This window comes from Streptomyces sp. NC-S4 (assembly GCF_054353315.1).
Genome location: NZ_CM135937.1, coordinates 1,430,639 through 1,450,077, shown reverse-complemented (window position 1 = coordinate 1,450,077; position 19,439 = coordinate 1,430,639). Strand labels below are relative to the sequence as shown.

The following is a 19,439-nucleotide window of genomic DNA, read 5'->3' as shown; positions in this document are numbered from 1 at the left end:
CCCGATGGGAGCCGATCTGAGCCGCGTGCGGTTCGACGCGCTGCGCGACCACTCCGGCGTCGTCATGCAGCAGGGCCGACTGCTGCTCGACTCCGACTGGAACGAGTTCGTGGCGATCGTGGACCGCCGGCTGCGCGCCGCCGCCGCCGACCTCGGAACCCCCGGGGTCACGGAGGGGTTCTCCGGCGCCGCCGTCGTCCCCCGGACGACACCCGACGCCTTCCGGATCACGAGCTCGGCCGACGGCATGACCATCGGCCGCGGCCGGATGTACGTCGACGGCCTGCTCGCCGAGAACCACGGCACCGGCGCCGCCGTCCTCGACCCGCTGCTCGCCGAACCCTCGCGCGCGCAGGACACCCCGTACGAGCAGCAGCCCTACTGGGAGGACCCGGACGAACTGCCCACCTCCGGGACCCATCTCGTCTATCTCGACGTGTGGCAGCGCGAGGTCACCCCGCTGCAGGCGCCCGACCTGGTCGAGGAAGCGGTGGGCGTCGACACGACCGCCCGTACCCAGACCGTCTGGCGGGTGCGCGTGCACGAGCCCGACACCCCCGGCATCGACTGCAGCACCCCGGAGGAGGACATCCCCGGCTGGTCCGAGCTCATCGCCCCCTCCGGGGGCCGGCTCACCACCGGCGCGGTGGCCGTGGCCCCCGACGACGACCCCTGCTCGCTGCCGCCCACCGGGGACTACCGCGGTCTCGAGAACCAGACCTACCGGGTCGAGATCCACGACGGCGGCGCCCCCGGCACCGCCACCTTCACGTGGTCCCGGGACAACGGCTCCGTCGCCATGCGGGTCGTCGAAGTCGTGGCCGCCGACCGGCTGAGGCCCGAGCACCTGGGCCGTGACGCGGTGCTCGGTCTGAGCGAGAACGACTGGGTCGAGATCCTCGACGACCACCGGGAACTCGACGAACGGCCGGGCGAGATGCGCCGGATCACCACCGTGCACGGCGACGGAACGATCTCCTTCAGCCCGGCGCTCCCGGGCGACCTGCCCACCACCACCGACGAGGCCATCCGGCGGAATCTGCGGATCCGCCGCTGGGACCAGGCGGGCAGGGTCAAGAGCGGAGCGGGCGCGGTGCTCGAGGACCTCGACGCCCCCGGCGCCACCGGGGTCATCACGGTGCCGGCCGGGGGAGTGGCCGTCGTCCTGGAACACGGCATCACCGTCAGGCTCGACGCCCCGTGCGGGACCTTCCGCCCCGGCGACCACTGGATCTTCACCGCGCGCACGTCCACCGCCACCGTCGAGGAGCTCGACCAGGCACCTCCCCTGGGCGTCCACCACCACTACGCGCGCCTGGCCGTCGTCACGTCCACCGACGTGTTCGACTGCCGGACCCTGTGGCCGGACGGCGGGCACTGCGGCGACTGCACGGTCTGCGTCACGCCCGAGTCGCACGCCAGCGGTGTCATGACCGTGCAGGCGGCGGTCGACTCGGTCGCGGAGGAGGGAGGCACGGTCTGTCTCGCGCAGGGCGTCTACCACCTCGGCGACGAACCCGTGCGGATGCGCAGGGCACGGTCGGTGCGCATCCACGGGCAGGGGCCCGGCACCCTGCTCATCGCCGAGCGGGGCGGCTTCGACATCAAGCTCTCGGCCTTCGTCACCCTGGAGGACTTCGCGCTGATCTCCAGCAGCCGACGTCCCGGGATCAAGATCTCCATCGCGGCCGAGGTCACCGTCCGGCGGCTCACCGTGCTGATCGCCGGTGGCGGAGAGGGCAGCGGCCAGGGCCCCGCCGTCGAGCTGTCCCACGCGTGCCTGCGCACCCGTATCCAGGACTGCGACATCGCGGGCCGCATCGGCATCGAGGCCAGGGAGAACCTGAACACCGATGACGATGACGATGACGATGGGGAGGGGGACGGCGATGCCGAAGGCGGCAGGATCAGGGCGCACCTGCTGACCGCCGATCTGGAGATCAGCGGCAACCTGCTGATGTGCTGGTGGGCCGGCGTGCAGTTCCGCGGCAGCGCCGCGCACATGCTCCGCAACACCGTCCGCGGCAACACGGTCGTCTTCGCGCAGGGCGCGGGCCTGCGGTTCCTCGGAGCAGTCTCCCCCTGGGCCTCCTTCGACGTCACCGACAACCACGTGCAGAGCAACGGGGTCGGCATCGAGGTGGGGGCGAGCGGATACACCGTCCGGGACAACACCGTCTCCGGCACCCCGGACCCTGAATCCGGCTCGGGCGACGGGATCGTCCTGCGCAGCGGCGTGTCCGGCGTACTGCGCGGCACCACCCGCATCTCGGGCAACCGCATCAGCCGGATCGGGGGAGCGGGCATCGTCGTACGGGTGCCCACCGGCGACATCGACATCTCCCACAACACCGTCGATGGGGCCGGCGAAGGGGGAATCGTGGTCACGGAGCGCGGCCGGGTCGCCGACGCCGTGGTCGTCGGCAACACCGTACGGGACCTCGTCACGTACGAGTGGAACCTGTCCGAGGGAACCGACGGCATCCGCATCGTGGGCGCGGACCACGCGCTCGTCGGATCCAACACCGTCTCCGGTCTCACCACCGAATTCGACGAGGACCAGGAGGGCGAGGGGGACGACGAGCGAGAGGACCGGGAGGAACAGGGGGAGCGGGGGGAACGGGAGGGCGAAGAATCGGACCGGAGGACCGGGGTGGTTCTGCTGGCCTGCCGGGAGTCCCGGGTGCACGCCAACGCCGTCGAGCGGATCGGCCGGTCCGACCCCGGCTGGACCGACCGGCTCCTCGGCATCCACATCTGCGTCTTCATGCGCACCACCATCGAGGGCAACGTCTGCCGGCGGATCACCGAGGACGTCGACAACGACAGCCACACGCCGTGGAGCGGACTCCTGGTGGGCGACGACCCGCGGGACGACGACGAGGACCCCGGCACCCCGGACGGCCTCACCGGCCACATCGGCCGGTACGTCTCCGTCGTGGGGGAGAGGGCCTCGTACCTCATCGGCCCCTACACCGCCTTCGCCCACGTCTCGGACGACGTCAGCGCGATCGTCTCCGCCAACACCTTCACCGGAGCCGCCCAGCACCCCGCCGCGCGGATCCACGTGGCCAGGGACGCCGTCGTCTCCGCCAACCAGTTCCGCCAGCACGGCGACTCGGACCCCGCCGCACTCGTCGTACGGGCCGGGACCGCGACCGTGACCGGCAACCGGGCCAGGGGCGGCCGTCCGTCGATCCGCCTCGACGTCGCACCCCAACAGCTCGCCGTGCTCGGCAACATCACCACCGGAGGCATCGAGGCCGAGGGCACCATCGACCCCAAGTGGCTCCACCTCAACGTCGACGGGCTGCTCTGACGACGGCTCCGGTACCCCGCCGCCGGGGACCGCCCGCCGCTCCCTGCCGCCCCCGCCCTCCCCGACCCCAACGCCGGAAGGACCGTACCGATGCCGATCATCGTCGTCGATCAGGAGAAGACCGTCACCGCCCTGGCCGCACGGCTCGTGAAGACCCGAACGTCCAAAGCGGCCAAGGAGCAGGCCGCGCAGGCGATCCGCGACGCCAATCCGGGCCTCGACCTCGACCGGCTGCGACCGGGGATGATCGTGCGCGTACCCCCCCTGCCGGAGGCACGCGACGACGTACCCGACGTGGTGAACGAGGCCCTGTCACCCCTCTTCGACCAGATCCGTACGGAACTCGACGCGCTCATCCGGACCGCGAACAGCGCCCTCGAAGCCGACACGGCCGAACGCGGGGCGACGGCCGAGATCCTCGACGCCGAGGCCGTGCAGGCGGCGGCCCAGAACGACCCCCTGCTCCAGTACAACCTGGAGCGGGTCCGTCAGACGCTCACCGACGACGGACAGACCGCCGACGAGAACACCGCAAGCCTGATCAACGGCACCGAGCAGTGGTTCACCGACCTCGACGACCTCAGCACGCTGTGGTGAGGACCCCATGAGCAACGCCCTGGCCGTGCCGGCCGTCACCGCCGCCCTGACCACCCTCGTACAGCACGCCGTGGACGGGCTCGGGATCAACCCCGGGCCGGTCGTCGTCCCCGGCCCCCTCGACGACAGCGGGGAACACGCCCGCGTCGGCGTGCACCTGTACCGGGTCTCGCGCAACGCGACCCTGTCCCTCGCCGATCTGCCCACCCGCTCCTCCGCCGGCCACCTGCGGCAGAAGCCGCGGGCGGCCCTCGACCTGCACTACCTCTTCACCTTCCGCGGTTCCGACGAATGGGAGACGCAGCAGCTCCTGGCCGGGACCGCCGCCGCGCTGCACACCGTCCCCCACGTCACCGCCGCCCTGCTCGCCGAGGCGGAGACGGCCCACCCCGAGATCGCCGACAACGACCTGGCACAGGCCGACGAACCGGTCCGCGTCACACCGGAGGCCCTCTCGACCGACGAACTGTCCCGGCTGTGGGCGCTGTTCCCGCCCGCGACCTTCACCGTGACGCTCGCCGTCACCGCCGGCCCCGTGCTCGTGGACGGCGACGGAGACCCCGGCGCGGTGCTCCCCGTCCGTACCCTCCTCGCCGGTGTGGCACCCTTCACACCGCCGAGGCTGGACGGCGCCGGAGGACCCGAGGGCAGGGGCGCTCCCGTGCGAGCGGCCACCCCGATGCCCGATCTCCATCTGCACGGCCACGCCCTGTCCGCCCGCGAGGGCGAGATCAGCGAAGTCCTGGTCGACGGCGCCCCCGTCACCGGGGTGACCGCCACGGACGACACACACCTCGTCCTCACCGCTCCGGCACTCGCGCCCGGCCGACGGCGCATCTCCGTCCGCAGGAGCGTGCCACCGCCGCACCCCACCCTCTCCGCGACCCGCCCCGCCCAGGTCAGCGCACCCGTCGTCGTCCTCGTCGTCCCCACCCTCGGCACGGTCGCCGTCACCACCGGCCCCGGCCACCAGCCGGGACTGCGTACGGGCACCGTCTCCGCCGCCGTCACGCCGCCGGTCGGAGCGGGCAACCGGGTGCGGCTGCTGCTCGACGCCACGACGCCCGGATCGGCGGTGTCGCTCGCCCTCACCGCCGCCCTGCCGGCAGGCGATCCCCCCACGGCGCAGGTGGACTTCACGGTGACCGACGCCCCGGCGGGCCCCTACCGCGTCACCCTCGAGGTCGACGGCGCGCGCAGCCTGCCGGACCTCGACGCCAACGGCCTGTACGTCCCCACGGTGGTGACCCTGTGACCTTCTCCGACACCGCGCCCCGCCCCGACACCGCGCCCCGCCCCGACACCGAACCCCGCCCCGACGCCGCAGACCGCGACCGCGTCTGGGCCCGCGACAACCAGCGGCACCTCACCCTGGCCGCGGCCGCCGCCGCGGCCCGGCTCGACGCCCGCCCGGGGGAGGCGGACGAACCGGCCCGCGCCGCCGAGCTGCTGGCCGCCGAGGTCCGGGGGACCACGGGCCTGCCCACGGCCCTCGACCGGCTCTGCGGCCTGTTCACCCTCACCGCGTTCGAGCGGGACCTGCTCGTCGCGGTCGCCGCCCCCGAACTGGGCCTGCCCGCGGCCACGGGTCCGGTCACCTTCGCCCGCGCCCTGGCCGAACTGCCCGACGCGCACTGGAGCGCGCTGCTGCCCGACTCCCCGCTGCGGGGCTGGCGCCTGCTCGACGTACCGGCGCAGCTGCCGCCCGCCGAGTTCGGTGGCCTGCCGCAGCTGCCCCTCGCCGTGGACGAGCGCATCCTGCACGCGCTCCTCGGCGCCGACACGACGGACGACCGCCTGGCCGGGCGTGCCCGCCTCGTCGCCCCCGTGTGCCGTCTGGCGCCCGGGCAGGGTGCCGTCGTGGCCTCCCTGGCCGCGCTGGTCCGCCCCGCCCCGGGCACCGAAGGCTGTCTGCTCACCGGTGAGGACCGGCTCACCCGCCGCCAGGCCGTCATCGACGCCGCCGGGCGGATCGGGCTCACCGTCCTCGCCGTCGACGGCCTCGACCTGCCGGACACGGCGCCCGCCATCGACACCCTGGGGCGGCTGCTCGCCCGCGAGGCGGGGCTCGGGCTGCGGTTGCTGCTCGTCGAGGGAACCGACGAATCCCTCGCGCGCTGCCTGCGGCTCCTGACGGCCGGAGCGGCGCTGGGCGTCTGCGCCGTCCTGGCGGTGGACGACGCGCCCCCCGGCAGCGACCTGCCCGCGCTGCGGCTGCCGGCCGCATCGCCCGGCGAACGACGGGACCTGTTCGCCGCCGCCCTCCGCGACGCGCACCTGACCGAGGACCCGGCCGAACTCGCCGAGCGGCACGCGCTCACCCCGGCGGGCATCGCGCTGGCCGTGGAGCGCACCGGCCGGCTGGCCTCCGCCCCCGGGGACGCGAACGCGGAGCACACCCGAACACCGGCCACCGGGCCGGGGACCACCGGCACCCCGACCCCGGACGTGGAGGCGGCCTGCCGGGCCGTCGCCGAACGGCCGCTGCACGGCCTCGCGACGGTACGCCGCCCGGCGGCCGGGCTGGACGACCTGGTCCTGTCCGATCCGGCCGACCGCGCCCTGCGCGCCCTGCTCGCCCACGTACGACGCCGCCGCCGGGTGCACGGCGAGTGGGGGTACGCCGAACGCGGCCGCGGCCTCGCGGTCACCGCCCTGTTCGCCGGTCCCAGCGGCACCGGCAAGACCACGGCCGCCGAGGCGGTCGCCCACGAACTCGGCTTCGACGTGATCGCCGCGGACCTCAGCCAGGTGGTGAGCAAGTACATCGGCGAGACGGAGAAGCACCTCGCCCGGCTGTTCGACGCGGCCGAGACCGGCTCGGTGCTCCTCTTCGACGAGGGCGACGCCCTCTTCGCCAAGCGCACCCAGGTACGCGACAGCCGGGACCGCTACGCCAACCTGGAGGTGTCCTACCTGCTGCAACGCCTGGAGACCTTCCGCGGCGTCACGATCCTCACCACCAACGCCCGCGAGGCGATCGACCCCGCCTTCGTCCGCCGCATGCGGTTCGTCGTGACGTTCCCCTTCCCGGACGCCGGGCAGCGCGCACGGATGTGGGCCGGGGCGTTCCCGCCGGGCGTCCCCACGGACGGGCTCGACCCCCGCCGCCTCGCCCAACTGGCCGTCAGCGGCGGCACCATCGCCCAGCTGGCCCTGCACGCCGCGTTCCTCGCCGCCGACGAGGGCGCACCCGTGGGCATGCGCCACGTGCTGGAGGCCACCAGGATCGAGAGCGACAAACTCGAACGTCCCGTGGCCGCCGCCGAGATCCGCGGCTGGGTCCCCTCATGACCGACACCGCCGGCAGCACCGCCGCCTCGGGTCTCCAGGGAGCGGGTGCACCCCTGGAACCGGGCGTGCGCGACCAGCTTTCCACGAGCTACGGCCACGACTTCTCCCCGGTCCGGGTCCACGCCGGCCCCGCCGCGGACCGGGCCACCTCCGAACTCGGCGCCCTCGCCTACACCGTGGGCAACGACGTCGTCTTCTCGCACGGCGCCTACGATCCGCTGTCGCGCCGGGGCCGGGCCCTCATCGCGCACGAGCTGGCCCATGTCGCCCAGCACGGCGGCCACCCCGCGGCACCGGGCTTCCTGCGGACCCACCCCGCGGTGGCTCCGCCGGCCGCCGACGCCTCCCTGGAACGTCAGGCGCACACGGCGGCCGCCTTCCACGCGCGCGGCGAGCCGCTGCCGGCGGGGTGGCGGTGGGAGCGGCCCGCCGGGCCCTTCCTGGGGCGCGCCGACATGAACTGGACCAAGCTGGAGGCCAAGGACCAGTACACGGTCGAGTACGCGGACGAGCAGCGCACCGTCAAGGAGGAGCAGGGCTCTCCCGGAGACCCGGCCGGCATGGTCCGCGTCAACCTGGGCTCCTTCCTCGTCCCGCAGACCAAGGGCCCGTGGAAGGAGACGTACGACGCCATCGCCAAGGAGAAGGGCCTGCAGGCGGTCGTCAAGATGTCCGGGAGCCGGCCGAGCTCCGGCCTCTGGGAGAAGCGGGCCCCCACGCAGGAGCTGCGCAGACTGTGGCTGCTGCGCATGCAGTGGCCCAAGGACCAGGCGGCCGCCTGGTGGAAGGACGCGGGCGGGGACGACCGTACGAAGAGCGCCGACTTCGATCCGTACGTCAACTCCGTGCAGTCGCAGATCGACCACATCGTCGAGCTCCAGCTCGGCGGCTCCAACGTCCCCGAGAACCTGGCCCCGCACGACGGTCCCGACAACGAGGACAGCGGGCGCACCATCGCCCGGCACGTGCAGCAGGCCGCCTCGTCCGTCTCGGACGCGCTGCACGCCAAGGGACGCAAGCGGCCCGACCACATCGTCCTGTGGTTCGGCTCCGCCGACCAGCCCAAGAAGTACGACAAGAAGGCGGTGAAACCGCTCGATCCGCCCTTCTCCTCCCGCAAGGCCCAGTCGGCGCTCCAGGTGCACTTCACCGCCGAGGCCGACCTCGGGGCCGGGCGGCGCCCCTCGGCGGACGACCTGAAGAAGGCCGCCGACGCCTGGGCCGCCTACCGGAGCTATCCCCTGGTCAGCGGTCCGAACCGGCAGGGACTGCGGGTGCCGGACAAACCGGCGGGCGACGGCCACGACGAGATCGAGACCAGCGCGGTCCCGGAGAACCGTGCCGCCCGGGAACTGATCGCGGGCGTCATGCTGGAGAAGCTGCACCGGCCCTCGTCGGGCAAGGGCGCGCACACCGTCACGGCGTGGATCGATTCCGACGCGCACCCCGTACGGGCGGGCACCCGATTGCCCATCAGCATCCCCCGGCCCGAGGACAAACGCCTCACCCTGGATGTGAAGGAGCCCTTCACGACCGGCGCCCTCTCGCTGCGCGGCGGGAGCCAGGAGATCCGCTTCCTGTACCCCTACCTGTCCGCCGGCCGGCTCACGCTCTCCTCCACGGACCAGGGGCTCGTCGGGCACGGGACGCTCACCCCCAGCGTCCCCCTGCTCTCCCGGGTTCCGATCACCGTGGACTGGGACCGCAGCGGCTTCCGCGGTTCGGCGCAGGCGCCCGCGGACAAGCTGTCGCTGCCGCCGTTCAAGGTGACCGAGGCCGCCCTCGCGCTGAGCATCGCCCCGCAGCTCCAGGTGGGCGGCCACGTGGCCTTCGTCCTCGGCTCGCTGGTCACCGGACGCGTCGAGGCGGGGGCGGACGCCCAGGGGTTCTTCGCCAAGGGCCGGGTGACCGGGCACGTCCCCGGTCTCGACGAGGCGACCGGCGATGTGGAGTACCGCCCCGCGACGGGGCTCACCGGGTTCTTCGTCGCACGGGCATCGAAGCCCTCCGGGCTCGTGCGCGGCGGTGAGGTGCGGCTCGACCTCGGCGGCGGCACGTGGCGGGTCGGCGGCCAGATCGACGTGGTGCTGCCCGGTGACAGTCCTGTCCAGCTGACCGTCCGCAGGTCCGGGGACCGCATCCTCTACGGCGGCAGGGCCCTCCTGAAGGTGCCGGGCCTGCGGCCGGTGGATGTCGCGGTGACCTACGACGGCGAGCGCGTGACGGGCACCGCCCGCACGACGTTCGCCCTGCTCGGAGCCGAGGGCGAGATCGCACTGCGCTACCGCGACGGACTCTTCGGCGGCGACGGATCCGTCGAGCTCAGGCGCGGCAGGTTCGCCGGCCGGCTCGACGCGCACCTCGACGAGGACGGCCGGATCAGCGGCCGCGGCACCGGCAGCCTGACGATCCGCCCCGGACTGGTCGCCACCGTCGGAGTCGAGTACGGCCGGGACCGCAAGCTCCGCGTCTCCGGCGAGCTGCGTTTCCCCCCGTACCGCTTCCTCGAACCCCGGGGCGCCCGGTACGAGCTGTTCCGTCACAGCCTGCCCGACATCCCGATCTTCGCGATCCCGCTCGGCATCGGAGCGGTCGGCCTGGTCGCCCGCATCGGCGGCGGCCTGGCCGTCTTCTACCGCTTCGGCCCGGGTGAGATCCGGGACATGGTCATCCGCGGCGCGTTCAACCCCCTCGAGGAGGACATGAACGCCGAACTCGCGGCGGAGGCCCGCCTCGTGCTGCCCGCGGAAGCGGGTCTCGAGCTGTCCGTGCGCGCCGGCATCGGCGCCTCCGTGGCCATCGCCAGCGCCACCGGCGGCATCACCCTCACCGGCGGCGTCCTGCTCCGGGGCGGCCTCGACGCCACCGCCCGGCTCGCCTACGCGAAGGGGGTCCTGAGCTTCGACACCCTGGCCCGCATCAGCGTGCAGCCCGTCCTGACCCTGAGCATCGAGGCGGACATCCTGATCGAGGCAGCCGTCGGGGGCTCCTGGCGCTTCCCCTATCAGCTGGCGTCCTACGCGTACGCCACGGGCCTGGAGTTCGGCCTGGTGGCCCCGTTCCACTACCGCTCCGACCAACCGCTCCGCCTCCCCGAGGCACGGGACATCCAGTGGATCGTCCCGCAGATCGACGTGGCCGCCCTGGCGAACCGCGTCGCGAACCAGGTCCGGACCGGCATCGGCTTCTAGCCCGGTCCGGCCTGGCCCGATCCGGACCGATACCGGGAATCAGGCGGCGACGAGCTCCTGCTCGCGGTCCGGCGCATCGACCTTCGGCTTCTTGTTCGGCAGCGAGAGCCGGAAGACCTTGCGCCACGCGGAGAACACCTGCTTGGGCAGCGGCCCGGTGACGTACTCCAGCTCGTACTTCTCGAACAGCGCGCGCACCTTCACCGCGACCTCGGCGTACCGGTTGCTCGGCAGGTCCGGGAACAGGTGGTGCTCGATCTGGTGCGACAGGTTGCCGGTCATGAAGTGCATGGCCCTGCTGCCGCTGATGTTCGCCGAGCCCATCATCTGGCGCAGGTACCACTGCCCGCGCGTCTCGCCCTTGATCGACCGGCGCTCGAAGACCTGCACGCCCTCGGGGAAGTGCCCGCACATGATCACCGAGTGGGACCAGATGTTGCGGACCAGGTTCGCGGTGAACGTGGCGGCGAGCGTGGTGAGGAACGACGGGCCCGACAGCAGCGGGTGGATCACGTAGTCCTTGAGCACCTGCTTGCGGATCTTGCGGCCCACGGCCCTGGCCCGCGCGCGGAACTCCGGGTTCTTGCGGCGGCGCTTGTGCAGGTTCTTGCCGAGCTCCAGGTCGTACGCCGCGATGCCGTACTCGAAGAAGCAGGCGTTGATGAAGTTCCACAGCGGCTGGCCGAGGTGGAACGGGTGCCACTTCTGGTCCTCGTCGACGCGCATGATGCCGTAGCCGAGGTCGTTGTCCTTGCCGATCACGTTGGTGTACGTGTGGTGCAGCTCGTTGTGCGAATGCCTCCACTGGTCGGACGGCGAGACGTGGTCCCACTCCCAGGTGGTGGAATGGATCTTCGGGTCCCGCATCCAGTCCCACTGGCCGTGCAGGATGTTGTGGCCGATCTCCATGTTGTCCATGATCTTCGCAACGGACAGCCCGGCGGTGCCGATCAGCCAGGCGGGCGGGAAGAACGAGAACAGCAGCACGCCCCTGCTGACCAGCTCGAGCTTGCGCTGCGCCGAGATGACCTTCCGGATGTAGGCGGCGTCCTTCTCGCCCCGGCTGGCGATCACCTCGTCGCGGATCGCGTCAAGCTCGCGGCCGAGCTCCTCGATCTGCTCCGCGGTCAGGTGGGCGGTGGGGTCGATGGCGGTCAAGGTGCTCCTACCGTTCGATGTCGCACGGGCCCGCGGCGGCGGACACACAGGTCTGGATGAGGACGCCCGGCTCGGCCTCGGTGATCTCGCCGGTGCGCAGGTCGCGGACGGCGCCCGCCCTGAGCGGCGTGACGCAGCCGAAGCAGATGCCCATACGGCACCCGGACGGCATGAGCACGCCGGCCTCCTCGCCGACGTCCAGCAACGGCGTGGCGCCGTCCGCGTCGACGGTCTTGCCGGTGGCGCTGAACGTGACCTCGCCGCCGTCACCGGCGACGACGATGCCGGGGCGGAAGCGTTCGGTGTGCAGGCGCTCTGCGACGCCGTGTTCGTTCCAGAACGCTTCGGCGGCGTCGAGCAGGCCCGCGGGCCCGCAGGCCCAGGTCTCGCGCTCGGCCCAGTCGGGTACCAGTTCGTCGAGACGGGCGATGTCGAGCACGCCGTCCGTGTCGGTGTGCACCTCGGTGAGCCGCAGCTTCCTGTCCGCGACCAGGTCGTGCAGTTCGTCGCGGAAGATCACGTCCTGCGGCCGCGGCGCGCAATGGATCATGACGACGTCGTCGAACTCGATGTCGCGCAGCATGCCCATCACCGGCGTGATGCCGCTGCCGGCCGTCAGGTAGAGCACCTTGGCGGGCTTGGCCTTCGGCAGTACGAAGTCACCGGTCGGCTGGTCGAGCTGGACCAGCGTGCCCGGTTTCGCCCTGCGGACCAGGTGGTTGCTGACCTTGCCGTCCGGGATCGCCTTCACGGTGATCGTGACGCGGCCGTCCCGGCGGTTCGTCGGCGAGGTGATGGAGTAGGCGCGCCACAGGCGCCTCCCGTCGACGTCCACCCCGATCCGCACGTACTGACCGGCCGTATGACCGCGCCAGCCCCTTCCCGGCCTGATCACGATGGTCGCGGCGTCACCCGTCTCGGGGTGCACGGCCTCGATGCGCCCACGCAGGTCGGCGCCCGCACGCAGCGGGCTGACCAGGTCGAGGTAGTCCGACGGCAGCAGCGGCGTCGTGATCATCTCCAGCAGTTTCCATGCCCCACTGCGGAGGGCTGCACTCGTCATGACCCCAGCTTGATGTGCCGCAGGGCGTAAAGTCCTGACCACAAGACGTAAATTTCGTCGGCTGAATTGTTCGCAGGGAATAAAATATGAGCCACCCCATCCGGAGGGTCACCGAACTGGCCCTGGATCGGACAACGGTCACCGCACTTCGCGCCACGCTGAAGACCACCGCCGACGAGGTCGTCGAGGCGATCATCGACGAGGTCCCTCCCTACGCCAATGCACTTTCGGGCCGCATGGGCGTCACCATCCGCCGAGCGGTCCGCACCGCCCTGGGGCACTATCTGGACCTCGCGAGCGGGAACGCCACGGGCGGCGACGCCGGTGACGCGGCCTACGAGCTGGGCCGCGGCGAGGTGCGCGACGGGCGTTCGATGGACGCCCTGCTCAGCGCCTACCGCGTCGGCGCCCGCGTGGCCTGGCGATGCCTGGCAGCGGGTGCCGTACCCGCAGGTCTGCCCGCCGCCGAGGTCGCCAAGTTCGCCGAGCTGACCTTCGCCTACATCGACGAGCTCTCCGCCGCGAGCGCCGCGGGCCACGCCGACGAACTGGCCGCCCGGGGCCGGGACCACGAGCGCCACCTGGAACACCTGGCCCGCGACCTCCTCGCCGGCGCGAGCCCGGACGTGCTGCTGGCCTCCGCCCAGCGGGCCGGGTGGCAGCCTCCGGTTTCGCTGACCGCCGTCCTGCTGCCCGCCGCCCAGGCCCGGCCCGCCTACCGCACGCTCGACCCGGGCACCCTCGTCCTCGACGATCTGCCGGACGCCTTCGGCGTGCTGCTCGTACCCGATGCCGACCGGTCGCACCTCCTGCGGCGGCTGACCGACCGCACCGCCGTGGTCGGACCGGCCCGGCCATGGACCCGTGCGTCCGCCTCGTACGCACGAGCCGCACGCGCGCGCTCCCTCTCCTCCGACATCCGCGACACCGAGGAGCACCTGCCCGAGCTGGTGCTGAGCGCCGACGTGGACGCGTTCGCAGACCTGCGGGCCCGAGCCCTCGCACCGCTCGGGACCTTGCCCGTCGCGACCGCACGGCGGCTGGAGGAGACGTTGCGTGCGTGGCTGCTGCACCAGGGCAGGCGGGACGAGGTGGCGGCGGCGTTGTTCGTCCATCCCCAGACCGTCCGGTACCGGGTGTCGCAGCTGCGGGACCTGTTTCCGGATCTCGCATCGCCACACCGGGTACTCGAGCTGACGCTGGCGGTCGGTCTTCGGGTCGGCCAGGGCGTGCCCCCCGCCCGGTGAGCCGCGCCTCGTCCGCGACCGGTCCGGAGCAGTCGCAGGAGCGGGCGGGGGACGGTCCGTGATCATGGCATTGCGACGCCACGATCACTGGACACACGAGAGCGGTCCACTGCGGTCCGGGGTGCGGCCTTCCCCGAGGCGGCGCTCTCAGGCGTCTTCGAAGGCGGTCACGCGTACGGAGAAGACCTTCATGCCGGTCTGGTGCCCGGTGACCTCGGTACGGACGACGCCGCTCCTGCTGCGGCGCAGCGGGGTCGCCTCGACCCAGCAAGGGGAGTCCAGCTCGACGTAGCGGGCGAACCGGGCGTCGAATTCCGTGGGGACGGTCTGGGAGGCGTCGGAAAGGGCCTGTGCGGCTTGGGCGGCGGCTTCGAGGAAGACCAGTCCCGGTACGTGGTCGTGTGCGTGGTCGAAGAAGGAGCGGTTGGCGGTGTTCACGCGCAGCTGCCAGCGATGCGATTCGCCGGTCGGGCTCAGGACGGCGTTGTCCGGCGAGGTCTGCCCTCCCCGCGTGGCGTCGTCGAGGGCGGGCCCGAGGGGGAGGGCGCGTGCCGTGGCGGCCTGCGCGTCCGCGTACGCCCCGCGCAGCCTTTCGTATATCGCGGGAGGGTGGGCGGTGTAGCGGACACGGGCGATGCCGAGCGGCTCTCCGTCGCGTACCGCCGTGATCTGGGTGGCGAGGCGGACGGATCCGCGCCGGTGACGGTCCACCTCGGTGTGGGTGACCGTCAGGCGCACGACGGCCGGCACCGATCGGGTCCGCATGGCTGTCGGCACGACGGAACTGTCGTAGGACTCCCAGCCCAGGCGGAAGTCGAGGGGTATGTCATGGGCGACGTGCGACAGCAGGGCGAGGGACTGGCGGATCGTTTCAGCGAGGAGGAGAGGGTGATAGTGGCCCTTGTGGGAGGTGTACAAGGGGTGGTGCGCGGGCCAGTCGGCGATGACGGTGTGGGAGACGCCGTCGTCGTGGTGGCGCCATCCGGACAGGAACGCCTGACCGGGTGCGGTCTTGCGGGTCAAGGCCGCGGAGACGTGCTGGACGCCTTCGAAGGGCGCGATTAAGCCAGTTGTGATGTTCATCGGTTGTTCCCCCCTGGAACGATGCGAGTTGGGTGCAGGCGGCACTGCAGACAACGGTGCAATGAACTCTGCGCAGTAACATAGAGATGACTATGTTTATTGTCGAGATGCCGGGGAGGCAGATGTATGGCACAACAAGAGCGGAGCGCTCGGACACGAGCGGCCATCCTGAGGGCGGGCGCCGAGGTTTTCGCCGAGCTCGGCTTCGCCGGGGCGAGCGTCAACAAGATCGCGAGGCGGGCGAACCTGACGCTGGGAGCGCTCTACTTCCACTTCGAGTCGAAGGGGGAGCTCGCCCGTGAGATAGTCCGGACCCAGCCGGAGCTGGTGGCCGGGCCCACGGCCGCCGGCCTCCAGGGTGCCGTGGACATCACCTTGGCCTGGGCGACACGGCTGAGGGAGGACCCTTTACTGCTGGCCGGCGCTCGACTGGTGATGGACCAGGAGTACTTCGTCTGCGACGAGGAGGGCAACTCCTATCGGCAGTGGGCGGAGGTACTCCAGCCGTTCCTGCGCGAGGCCAGTGAGAACGGTGAACTGCGGCCGGACGTGGAACTGCGGCAGCTGGCGCAGCTCGTGGTCAACGCCTGCACCGGGGCGCAGATGAACGCCCAGCTCGACAGCGACCGGAGGGACCTTCCGGACCGCATCCGGCAGATGTGGGTCCTGTTGCTGCCGCTCATCGCCAGCGAGGAATGTGCGACCAGGGTGATGGGGACGTTGCGCCTCGATGAGGACGATTCCCCTCCGCATGGCGTGAATTGAACCTGATCGCCCCCAAAGGGACTGCCGTGCCCGCTGCGTATGGCGTTGAATCTGGCTATGTCACCTATAGCGGGAGCCTTACAGGGGCGAACGGCCATGATCACTGGAGCGTCGAGCGGCATCGGGGCCGCCGCTGCGAGGCTCTTCGCCAGGGAGGGTGCGGCCGTCGTGCTGCTGGCCCGGCGCAAGGACGCGTTGCGGGAACTGGCCGAAGCGATCCGTGCGGAAGGGGGGAGGGCGCTGGTCGTGCAGGGGGACGTGCGAAGTCCCGAGGAGGTGGGGGAGGCCGTCACCCGCGCGGTCGAGGAGTTCGGCGCACTGGACGCGGCCTTCAACAACGCCGGGTCGGGGGCGATCGGCCCGGTCCTGCACGAACTGGACGAGGACGCCTATGACACGGTCATGGACGTCAACGTCCGGGGCGTCTGGAACTGCATGCGCCGGCAGATCCCCGTCATGCTGCGGCAGGAGCACGGTGGCGTGATCGTCAACACCTCCAGTGTCGCCGGGCATTCGGCAACGGGCGCCACGGCCCCGTACATCGCGGCCAAGCACGCGGTCCTCGGCCTCACCCGAGCCGCCGCGGCGGAGTACGGGGCCGCTGGAATCCGGGTGAACGCACTGATGGTGGGAGCCACCCGCACCCCGCAGCTGGAGCCGTACCTGGACGGCACCGCCGCTGCGGTCGAGAGGCTGACCAGGCGCGCGGTGCAGAAGCGACTGGCGGACCCGGAGGAGATCGCGCAGGCCGCACTGTGGCTGTGCAGCGGCCGGGCTTCCTTCGTCACCGGCGGAGCGCTGGCGGTGGACGGCGGGTGGAGCGCGGTGTGAACCGTGCCGGGCAAGGGCCGAGATGGTGTCGTCACGACCGGGCGAACCGCGTGACGTCACGGCGCCCGTCTCGTGTGCGACACGGATAGTGCGAGCGGGGCTCCTGTCCCGTGGCACGAGAGGAACGGTGCCACGGGGAACCGCTTTGAGGGGCCGGGCGAGGTCAGACCGGCAGCCGCGCCGGCCGCCGGGGCGTCCTGAACAGACGGGCGGAGGGATGGATCCCGGGAAGGGCGGCCGGGTCGACATCCACCAGGTCCTGGAAGCCGCAGGCCGCCGACACCAGCGTCACATGGCGATGCCAGCCGGGATAGGACCGGCCCTCGAAGTCCTGGAGCCCGAAGCTGCCTTCGAGTCGGCGCAATGCCCGGGGGGTGGCGTCCGACAGGGACGCCAGTTCCAGGAGTTCCTCCATCGGCAGGTGCACGAGGGTGGTGACCCACAGCGCGGTGGGCTGCTCGCCTTCGCGGGGAACTTCGGCGAACAGCCGGTAGAAGCGCTGCGGCTGCGGGCCGCGGGGCAGGCGCACCAGTCCGGTGACCACACGGGTCAGCCGCGAGGGGCGAAGAGGGCTCGTCCTCAGGACCGAGCGCAGCAGTTCGCCTTCGGTCTCCAGGAAGCGGCGCGCGCTGACGGGCGAAGCGGCACCGTCGGCGGCCGGACCGGAGGGAGGAACCGCCGCGCCGGGCTGGACGGCGAGGCCGTCGGGGACGGCGACGACGAAGTCGTGGGCGCGCTGCCGAAGCCCCAGGAGGAGCCGGTCGGACTCCTTGTGCTCGCGGAGGTTCGCCACCAGGGGCAGGGTTGGGGACGCTCCGGCGGCCAGTGTGTCGGCCAGGTCGAGCACCTGGGCCCAGACCGGAAGGGGCTGGACGGCCTCGGGAATGCGCGTGCGGCGGCGCAGCTGTTCCTCGCTCCACTCGCTCGGCAGGTGCAGGCGCCAGTCCACGGGAATCTGGCCGCGGCTCGTGGCCAGGAACTGCCCGATGCCGACCTGGCAGTTGATGGTCCGGCCCAGGGGCGGCACGAACCTGCGGTGCACCCCGCACGACTGGTCGCCCCGCTTGGGCACCACGGCGACACCGACGGTCCACGCCTTCGGCCGCGTCCGCTGCTCGATCCAGCGCCTCAGCTCGCCCCGGACCGGCTGCCAGTCCCACGGGCTGGCGTTGATGAAGCGGTGCAGCGACTGCGAGGCGGTGGGGGAGTCGGTGATGGCGGCAGCCAGGCTGCGCACGGACTTCCTGCCCGAGACCGCCAGAAGTCCCAGCAGATACGCGGCGGCCCAGCGGCGTTGGTCCGCTCTCGGTAAGTGCGTGAAGAGCTGATCGGCGAAACCGGCGACTCGTCGGCCCTCTTCCAGGGTGGACGGCCGGTCGGCACCGTAGGCGATGTTGATCACGAGAGGCTCCGAGGGGTGCGGCTCAGTGGTCGATGCCCAAAGAATAATAGGGGCTGCTATTTTTTTGTCGAAGTGAATCAGCCAACCCGCCCACGAGGTCCGCGCCTTCGGTCCGCAGGCCTGACTCTGCGTGAACCGGCCAACCGTGATCGACGGGCTTGTAGACGCTGACCTGCGGCGTCACACTTGCCGCCACGACCGCTGGACGACGAGGTCGGCCCCCCGGCAACGCCCGCAGAAAGGGGGCCGCAGGCACATTCCGCTCCCGTGGAGGCCGTCCGGCGCTCCGCCACCGGACCGAGCCGGGGACGGGCAGGTCGGCGCGCTTCGCCTTCACGGCGTCCGTCGTACGTGTGGTGCGCGCACCTGCCGTCCTCGCTGTCGGTGCCGGAAGGGTCCGTCTTGTTGACCATCAACCAGCGCACCGGAGACATGCATGACGAGGCAGTTACGTGCGGTACGCACCCGGCAGGCACTGGTGAACGCCGCGGCGACCGAGTTCGACCGGAGCGGCTATGCCGGCGCCGCACTGAACCGGGTCTGCCGGGCCGCCGGGATAACCATGGGTGCCCTGACGTTCCACTTCTCGACCAAGGGTGAACTGGCCGCCGCTGTGCAGGCGAAGGGCCAGACCGTCACCCGGGCCGCGCTCGGCGCACTGCCGTCGGGCCCGGCACCGGCGCTGCACCGAGCCATCGACATGACGCTCGAACTGGCGCGGCTGCTCCAGGAAGAGCCGGCCGTCCGCTCCGCGGCACGGCTCAGCCGCGAGCTGCCGGACGGGGACCTCGCCTGGATGAATTCCTGGGTCGCCGCCGTGCAGGACCTCTTCAGCCAGGCCTATCGGGACGGACAGCTGCACGCCGCGGTCCGTCCGGAGGATCTGGCCATGCTGTCGCGGTTCCTGATTCTCGGTGCCGAGTACCGAGCCCGCGCGGCGAGTGAGGAGAACGGCGAGGAGCCGCGCGAACCGGGCACGGTGGAGGAGATCAGGCAGATGTGGGACATCATCCAGCGAGGCATTTGCGGTCCGTCGAGCCTCGCGTCTTCGTGACGGAGGCTGTACGGCGCAGCAGGAGGGCGGCCCGAGAGCCCGTGGTCGCCGAGGGCAGGGGCCGGCCCGGTTCCGACACCGTCCGCGCAGGTGCGGCATTCGCATCTTTGCTCGAACCGGGTTGCGATTTTCGCGAGTCGGCATTGCCGCACCCCGCTCCGGCACGGATCGTGGATGCCGCAACCGACACCAGTACCAAGGGCGGACCAGTAAGGGAGGCTGAGCCGGCGTGTGTGATCGATGCACGGGTGCCGGCGGCTTCCGCAGGTCCTCAAGCGTGTTCGATCTGCGGCCGATACGGTCCGCGCGGCGATCCGGAACGCCGGCAGACCCTCCCTAGCGATCGGAAGAGCTCCAAGAGGCAAGGCCATCGGCAGGCTTGCTCCACTCCGTCGGGCGTGGGCCAGGGGCTCTCCCGGCAGTCACGCCTCTTGT

The 19,439-nt window shown here is 71.8% G+C and carries 13 protein-coding genes; 9 read left to right on the top strand and 4 right to left on the bottom strand.

Annotation, left to right across the window (positions count from 1 at the left end; all coding sequences use genetic code 11):
• The first annotated feature begins 4 nt into the window (after nucleotides 1-4).
• The 5 genes from ACXNSR_RS06035 to ACXNSR_RS06015 all read left to right on the top strand — a co-directional run bounded on the left by ACXNSR_RS06035 (nucleotide 5) and on the right by ACXNSR_RS06015 (nucleotide 10,401).
• On the top strand, nucleotides 5-3,319 hold the full coding sequence (locus tag ACXNSR_RS06035; protein WP_458641109.1) for a DUF6519 domain-containing protein: 3,315 nt from the start codon (nucleotides 5-7) through the stop codon (nucleotides 3,317-3,319).
• Between the two features lie 90 nt (nucleotides 3,320-3,409).
• A complete protein-coding gene (locus ACXNSR_RS06030) occupies nucleotides 3,410-3,916 on the top strand; it encodes a hypothetical protein (RefSeq protein ID WP_458641108.1) in 507 nt (168 codons plus the stop codon).
• A gap of 7 nt (nucleotides 3,917-3,923) precedes the next feature.
• Nucleotides 3,924-5,171, top strand: a complete 1,248-nt coding sequence (locus ACXNSR_RS06025) for a DUF4255 domain-containing protein (RefSeq protein WP_458641107.1) — start codon at nucleotides 3,924-3,926, stop codon at nucleotides 5,169-5,171.
• Nucleotides 5,168-7,210, top strand: a complete 2,043-nt coding sequence (locus ACXNSR_RS06020) for an AAA family ATPase (protein WP_458641106.1) — start codon at nucleotides 5,168-5,170, stop codon at nucleotides 7,208-7,210. The genes ACXNSR_RS06025 and ACXNSR_RS06020 overlap by 4 nt, the downstream gene beginning before the upstream one ends.
• Complete coding sequence (locus ACXNSR_RS06015; RefSeq protein ID WP_458641105.1) at nucleotides 7,207-10,401, top strand: eCIS core domain-containing protein; 3,195 nt, start codon at nucleotides 7,207-7,209, stop codon at nucleotides 10,399-10,401. The genes ACXNSR_RS06020 and ACXNSR_RS06015 overlap by 4 nt, the downstream gene beginning before the upstream one ends.
• Nucleotides 10,402-10,440: 39 nt before the next feature.
• On the opposite strand, the gene ACXNSR_RS06010 is transcribed toward ACXNSR_RS06015, so the two are convergent.
• Together ACXNSR_RS06010 and ACXNSR_RS06005 are read right to left on the bottom strand one after the other, a co-directional pair.
• Nucleotides 10,441-11,559, bottom strand: a complete 1,119-nt coding sequence (locus ACXNSR_RS06010; protein WP_458641104.1) for a fatty acid desaturase family protein — start codon at nucleotides 11,557-11,559, stop codon at nucleotides 10,441-10,443.
• A gap of 7 nt (nucleotides 11,560-11,566) precedes the next feature.
• Entirely contained in the window at nucleotides 11,567-12,622 is a 1,056-nt protein-coding gene (locus ACXNSR_RS06005; RefSeq protein ID WP_458641103.1) for a ferredoxin reductase, read from the bottom strand.
• 86 nt (nucleotides 12,623-12,708) lie between these two features.
• Here ACXNSR_RS06005 and ACXNSR_RS06000 point away from each other — a divergent pair, with 86 nt between their 5' ends.
• Entirely contained in the window at nucleotides 12,709-13,869 is a 1,161-nt protein-coding gene (locus ACXNSR_RS06000) for a helix-turn-helix domain-containing protein (protein ID WP_458641102.1), read from the top strand.
• A gap of 147 nt (nucleotides 13,870-14,016) precedes the next feature.
• Here the strand turns inward: ACXNSR_RS06000 and ACXNSR_RS05995 are convergent, their stop codons facing one another.
• Nucleotides 14,017-14,952: a ScbA/BarX family gamma-butyrolactone biosynthesis protein gene (locus ACXNSR_RS05995; protein ID WP_458641101.1), complete on the bottom strand. Its 936-nt coding sequence runs from the start codon at nucleotides 14,950-14,952 to the stop codon at nucleotides 14,017-14,019.
• Nucleotides 14,953-15,078: 126 nt separating this feature from the next.
• Here ACXNSR_RS05995 and ACXNSR_RS05990 point away from each other — a divergent pair, with 126 nt between their 5' ends.
• Nucleotides 15,079-15,717 (top strand): ScbR family autoregulator-binding transcription factor, encoded by a 639-nt coding sequence (locus ACXNSR_RS05990; RefSeq protein WP_458641100.1) that lies wholly within the window; start codon nucleotides 15,079-15,081, stop codon nucleotides 15,715-15,717.
• Between the two features lie 57 nt (nucleotides 15,718-15,774).
• The gene (locus ACXNSR_RS05985; protein ID WP_458641099.1) at nucleotides 15,775-16,548 is read left to right on the top strand and encodes an SDR family NAD(P)-dependent oxidoreductase; all 774 of its coding nucleotides are present in this window, start codon (nucleotides 15,775-15,777) and stop codon (nucleotides 16,546-16,548) included.
• A gap of 163 nt (nucleotides 16,549-16,711) precedes the next feature.
• Here the strand turns inward: ACXNSR_RS05985 and ACXNSR_RS05980 are convergent, their stop codons facing one another.
• Nucleotides 16,712-17,950: an IS701 family transposase gene (locus ACXNSR_RS05980; RefSeq protein ID WP_458641098.1), complete on the bottom strand. Its 1,239-nt coding sequence runs from the start codon at nucleotides 17,948-17,950 to the stop codon at nucleotides 16,712-16,714.
• A gap of 436 nt (nucleotides 17,951-18,386) precedes the next feature.
• Between ACXNSR_RS05980 and ACXNSR_RS05975 the strand changes: the two genes are divergently transcribed.
• A complete protein-coding gene (locus ACXNSR_RS05975; RefSeq protein ID WP_458641097.1) occupies nucleotides 18,387-19,004 on the top strand; it encodes a TetR family transcriptional regulator in 618 nt (205 codons plus the stop codon).
• Nucleotides 19,005-19,439 lie beyond the last annotated feature (435 nt).

What these genes read in the sequence shown, in the direction of transcription:
- ACXNSR_RS06035 (WP_458641109.1), top strand. Translation starts at nt 5, where the DNA reads ATGGGAGCCGATCTGAGCCGCGTGCGGTTCGACGCGCTGCGCGACCAC.
- ACXNSR_RS06030 (WP_458641108.1), top strand. Translation starts at nt 3,410, where the DNA reads ATGCCGATCATCGTCGTCGATCAGGAGAAGACCGTCACCGCCCTGGCC.
- ACXNSR_RS06025 (WP_458641107.1), top strand. Translation starts at nt 3,924, where the DNA reads ATGAGCAACGCCCTGGCCGTGCCGGCCGTCACCGCCGCCCTGACCACC.
- ACXNSR_RS06015 (WP_458641105.1), top strand. Translation starts at nt 7,207, where the DNA reads ATGACCGACACCGCCGGCAGCACCGCCGCCTCGGGTCTCCAGGGAGCG.
- ACXNSR_RS06005 (WP_458641103.1), bottom strand. Translation starts at nt 12,622, where the DNA reads ATGACGAGTGCAGCCCTCCGCAGTGGGGCATGGAAACTGCTGGAGATG.
- ACXNSR_RS06000 (WP_458641102.1), top strand. Translation starts at nt 12,709, where the DNA reads ATGAGCCACCCCATCCGGAGGGTCACCGAACTGGCCCTGGATCGGACA.
- ACXNSR_RS05995 (WP_458641101.1), bottom strand. Translation starts at nt 14,952, where the DNA reads ATGAACATCACAACTGGCTTAATCGCGCCCTTCGAAGGCGTCCAGCAC.
- ACXNSR_RS05990 (WP_458641100.1), top strand. Translation starts at nt 15,079, where the DNA reads ATGGCACAACAAGAGCGGAGCGCTCGGACACGAGCGGCCATCCTGAGG.
- ACXNSR_RS05985 (WP_458641099.1), top strand. Translation starts at nt 15,775, where the DNA reads ATGTCACCTATAGCGGGAGCCTTACAGGGGCGAACGGCCATGATCACT.
- ACXNSR_RS05975 (WP_458641097.1), top strand. Translation starts at nt 18,387, where the DNA reads ATGACGAGGCAGTTACGTGCGGTACGCACCCGGCAGGCACTGGTGAAC.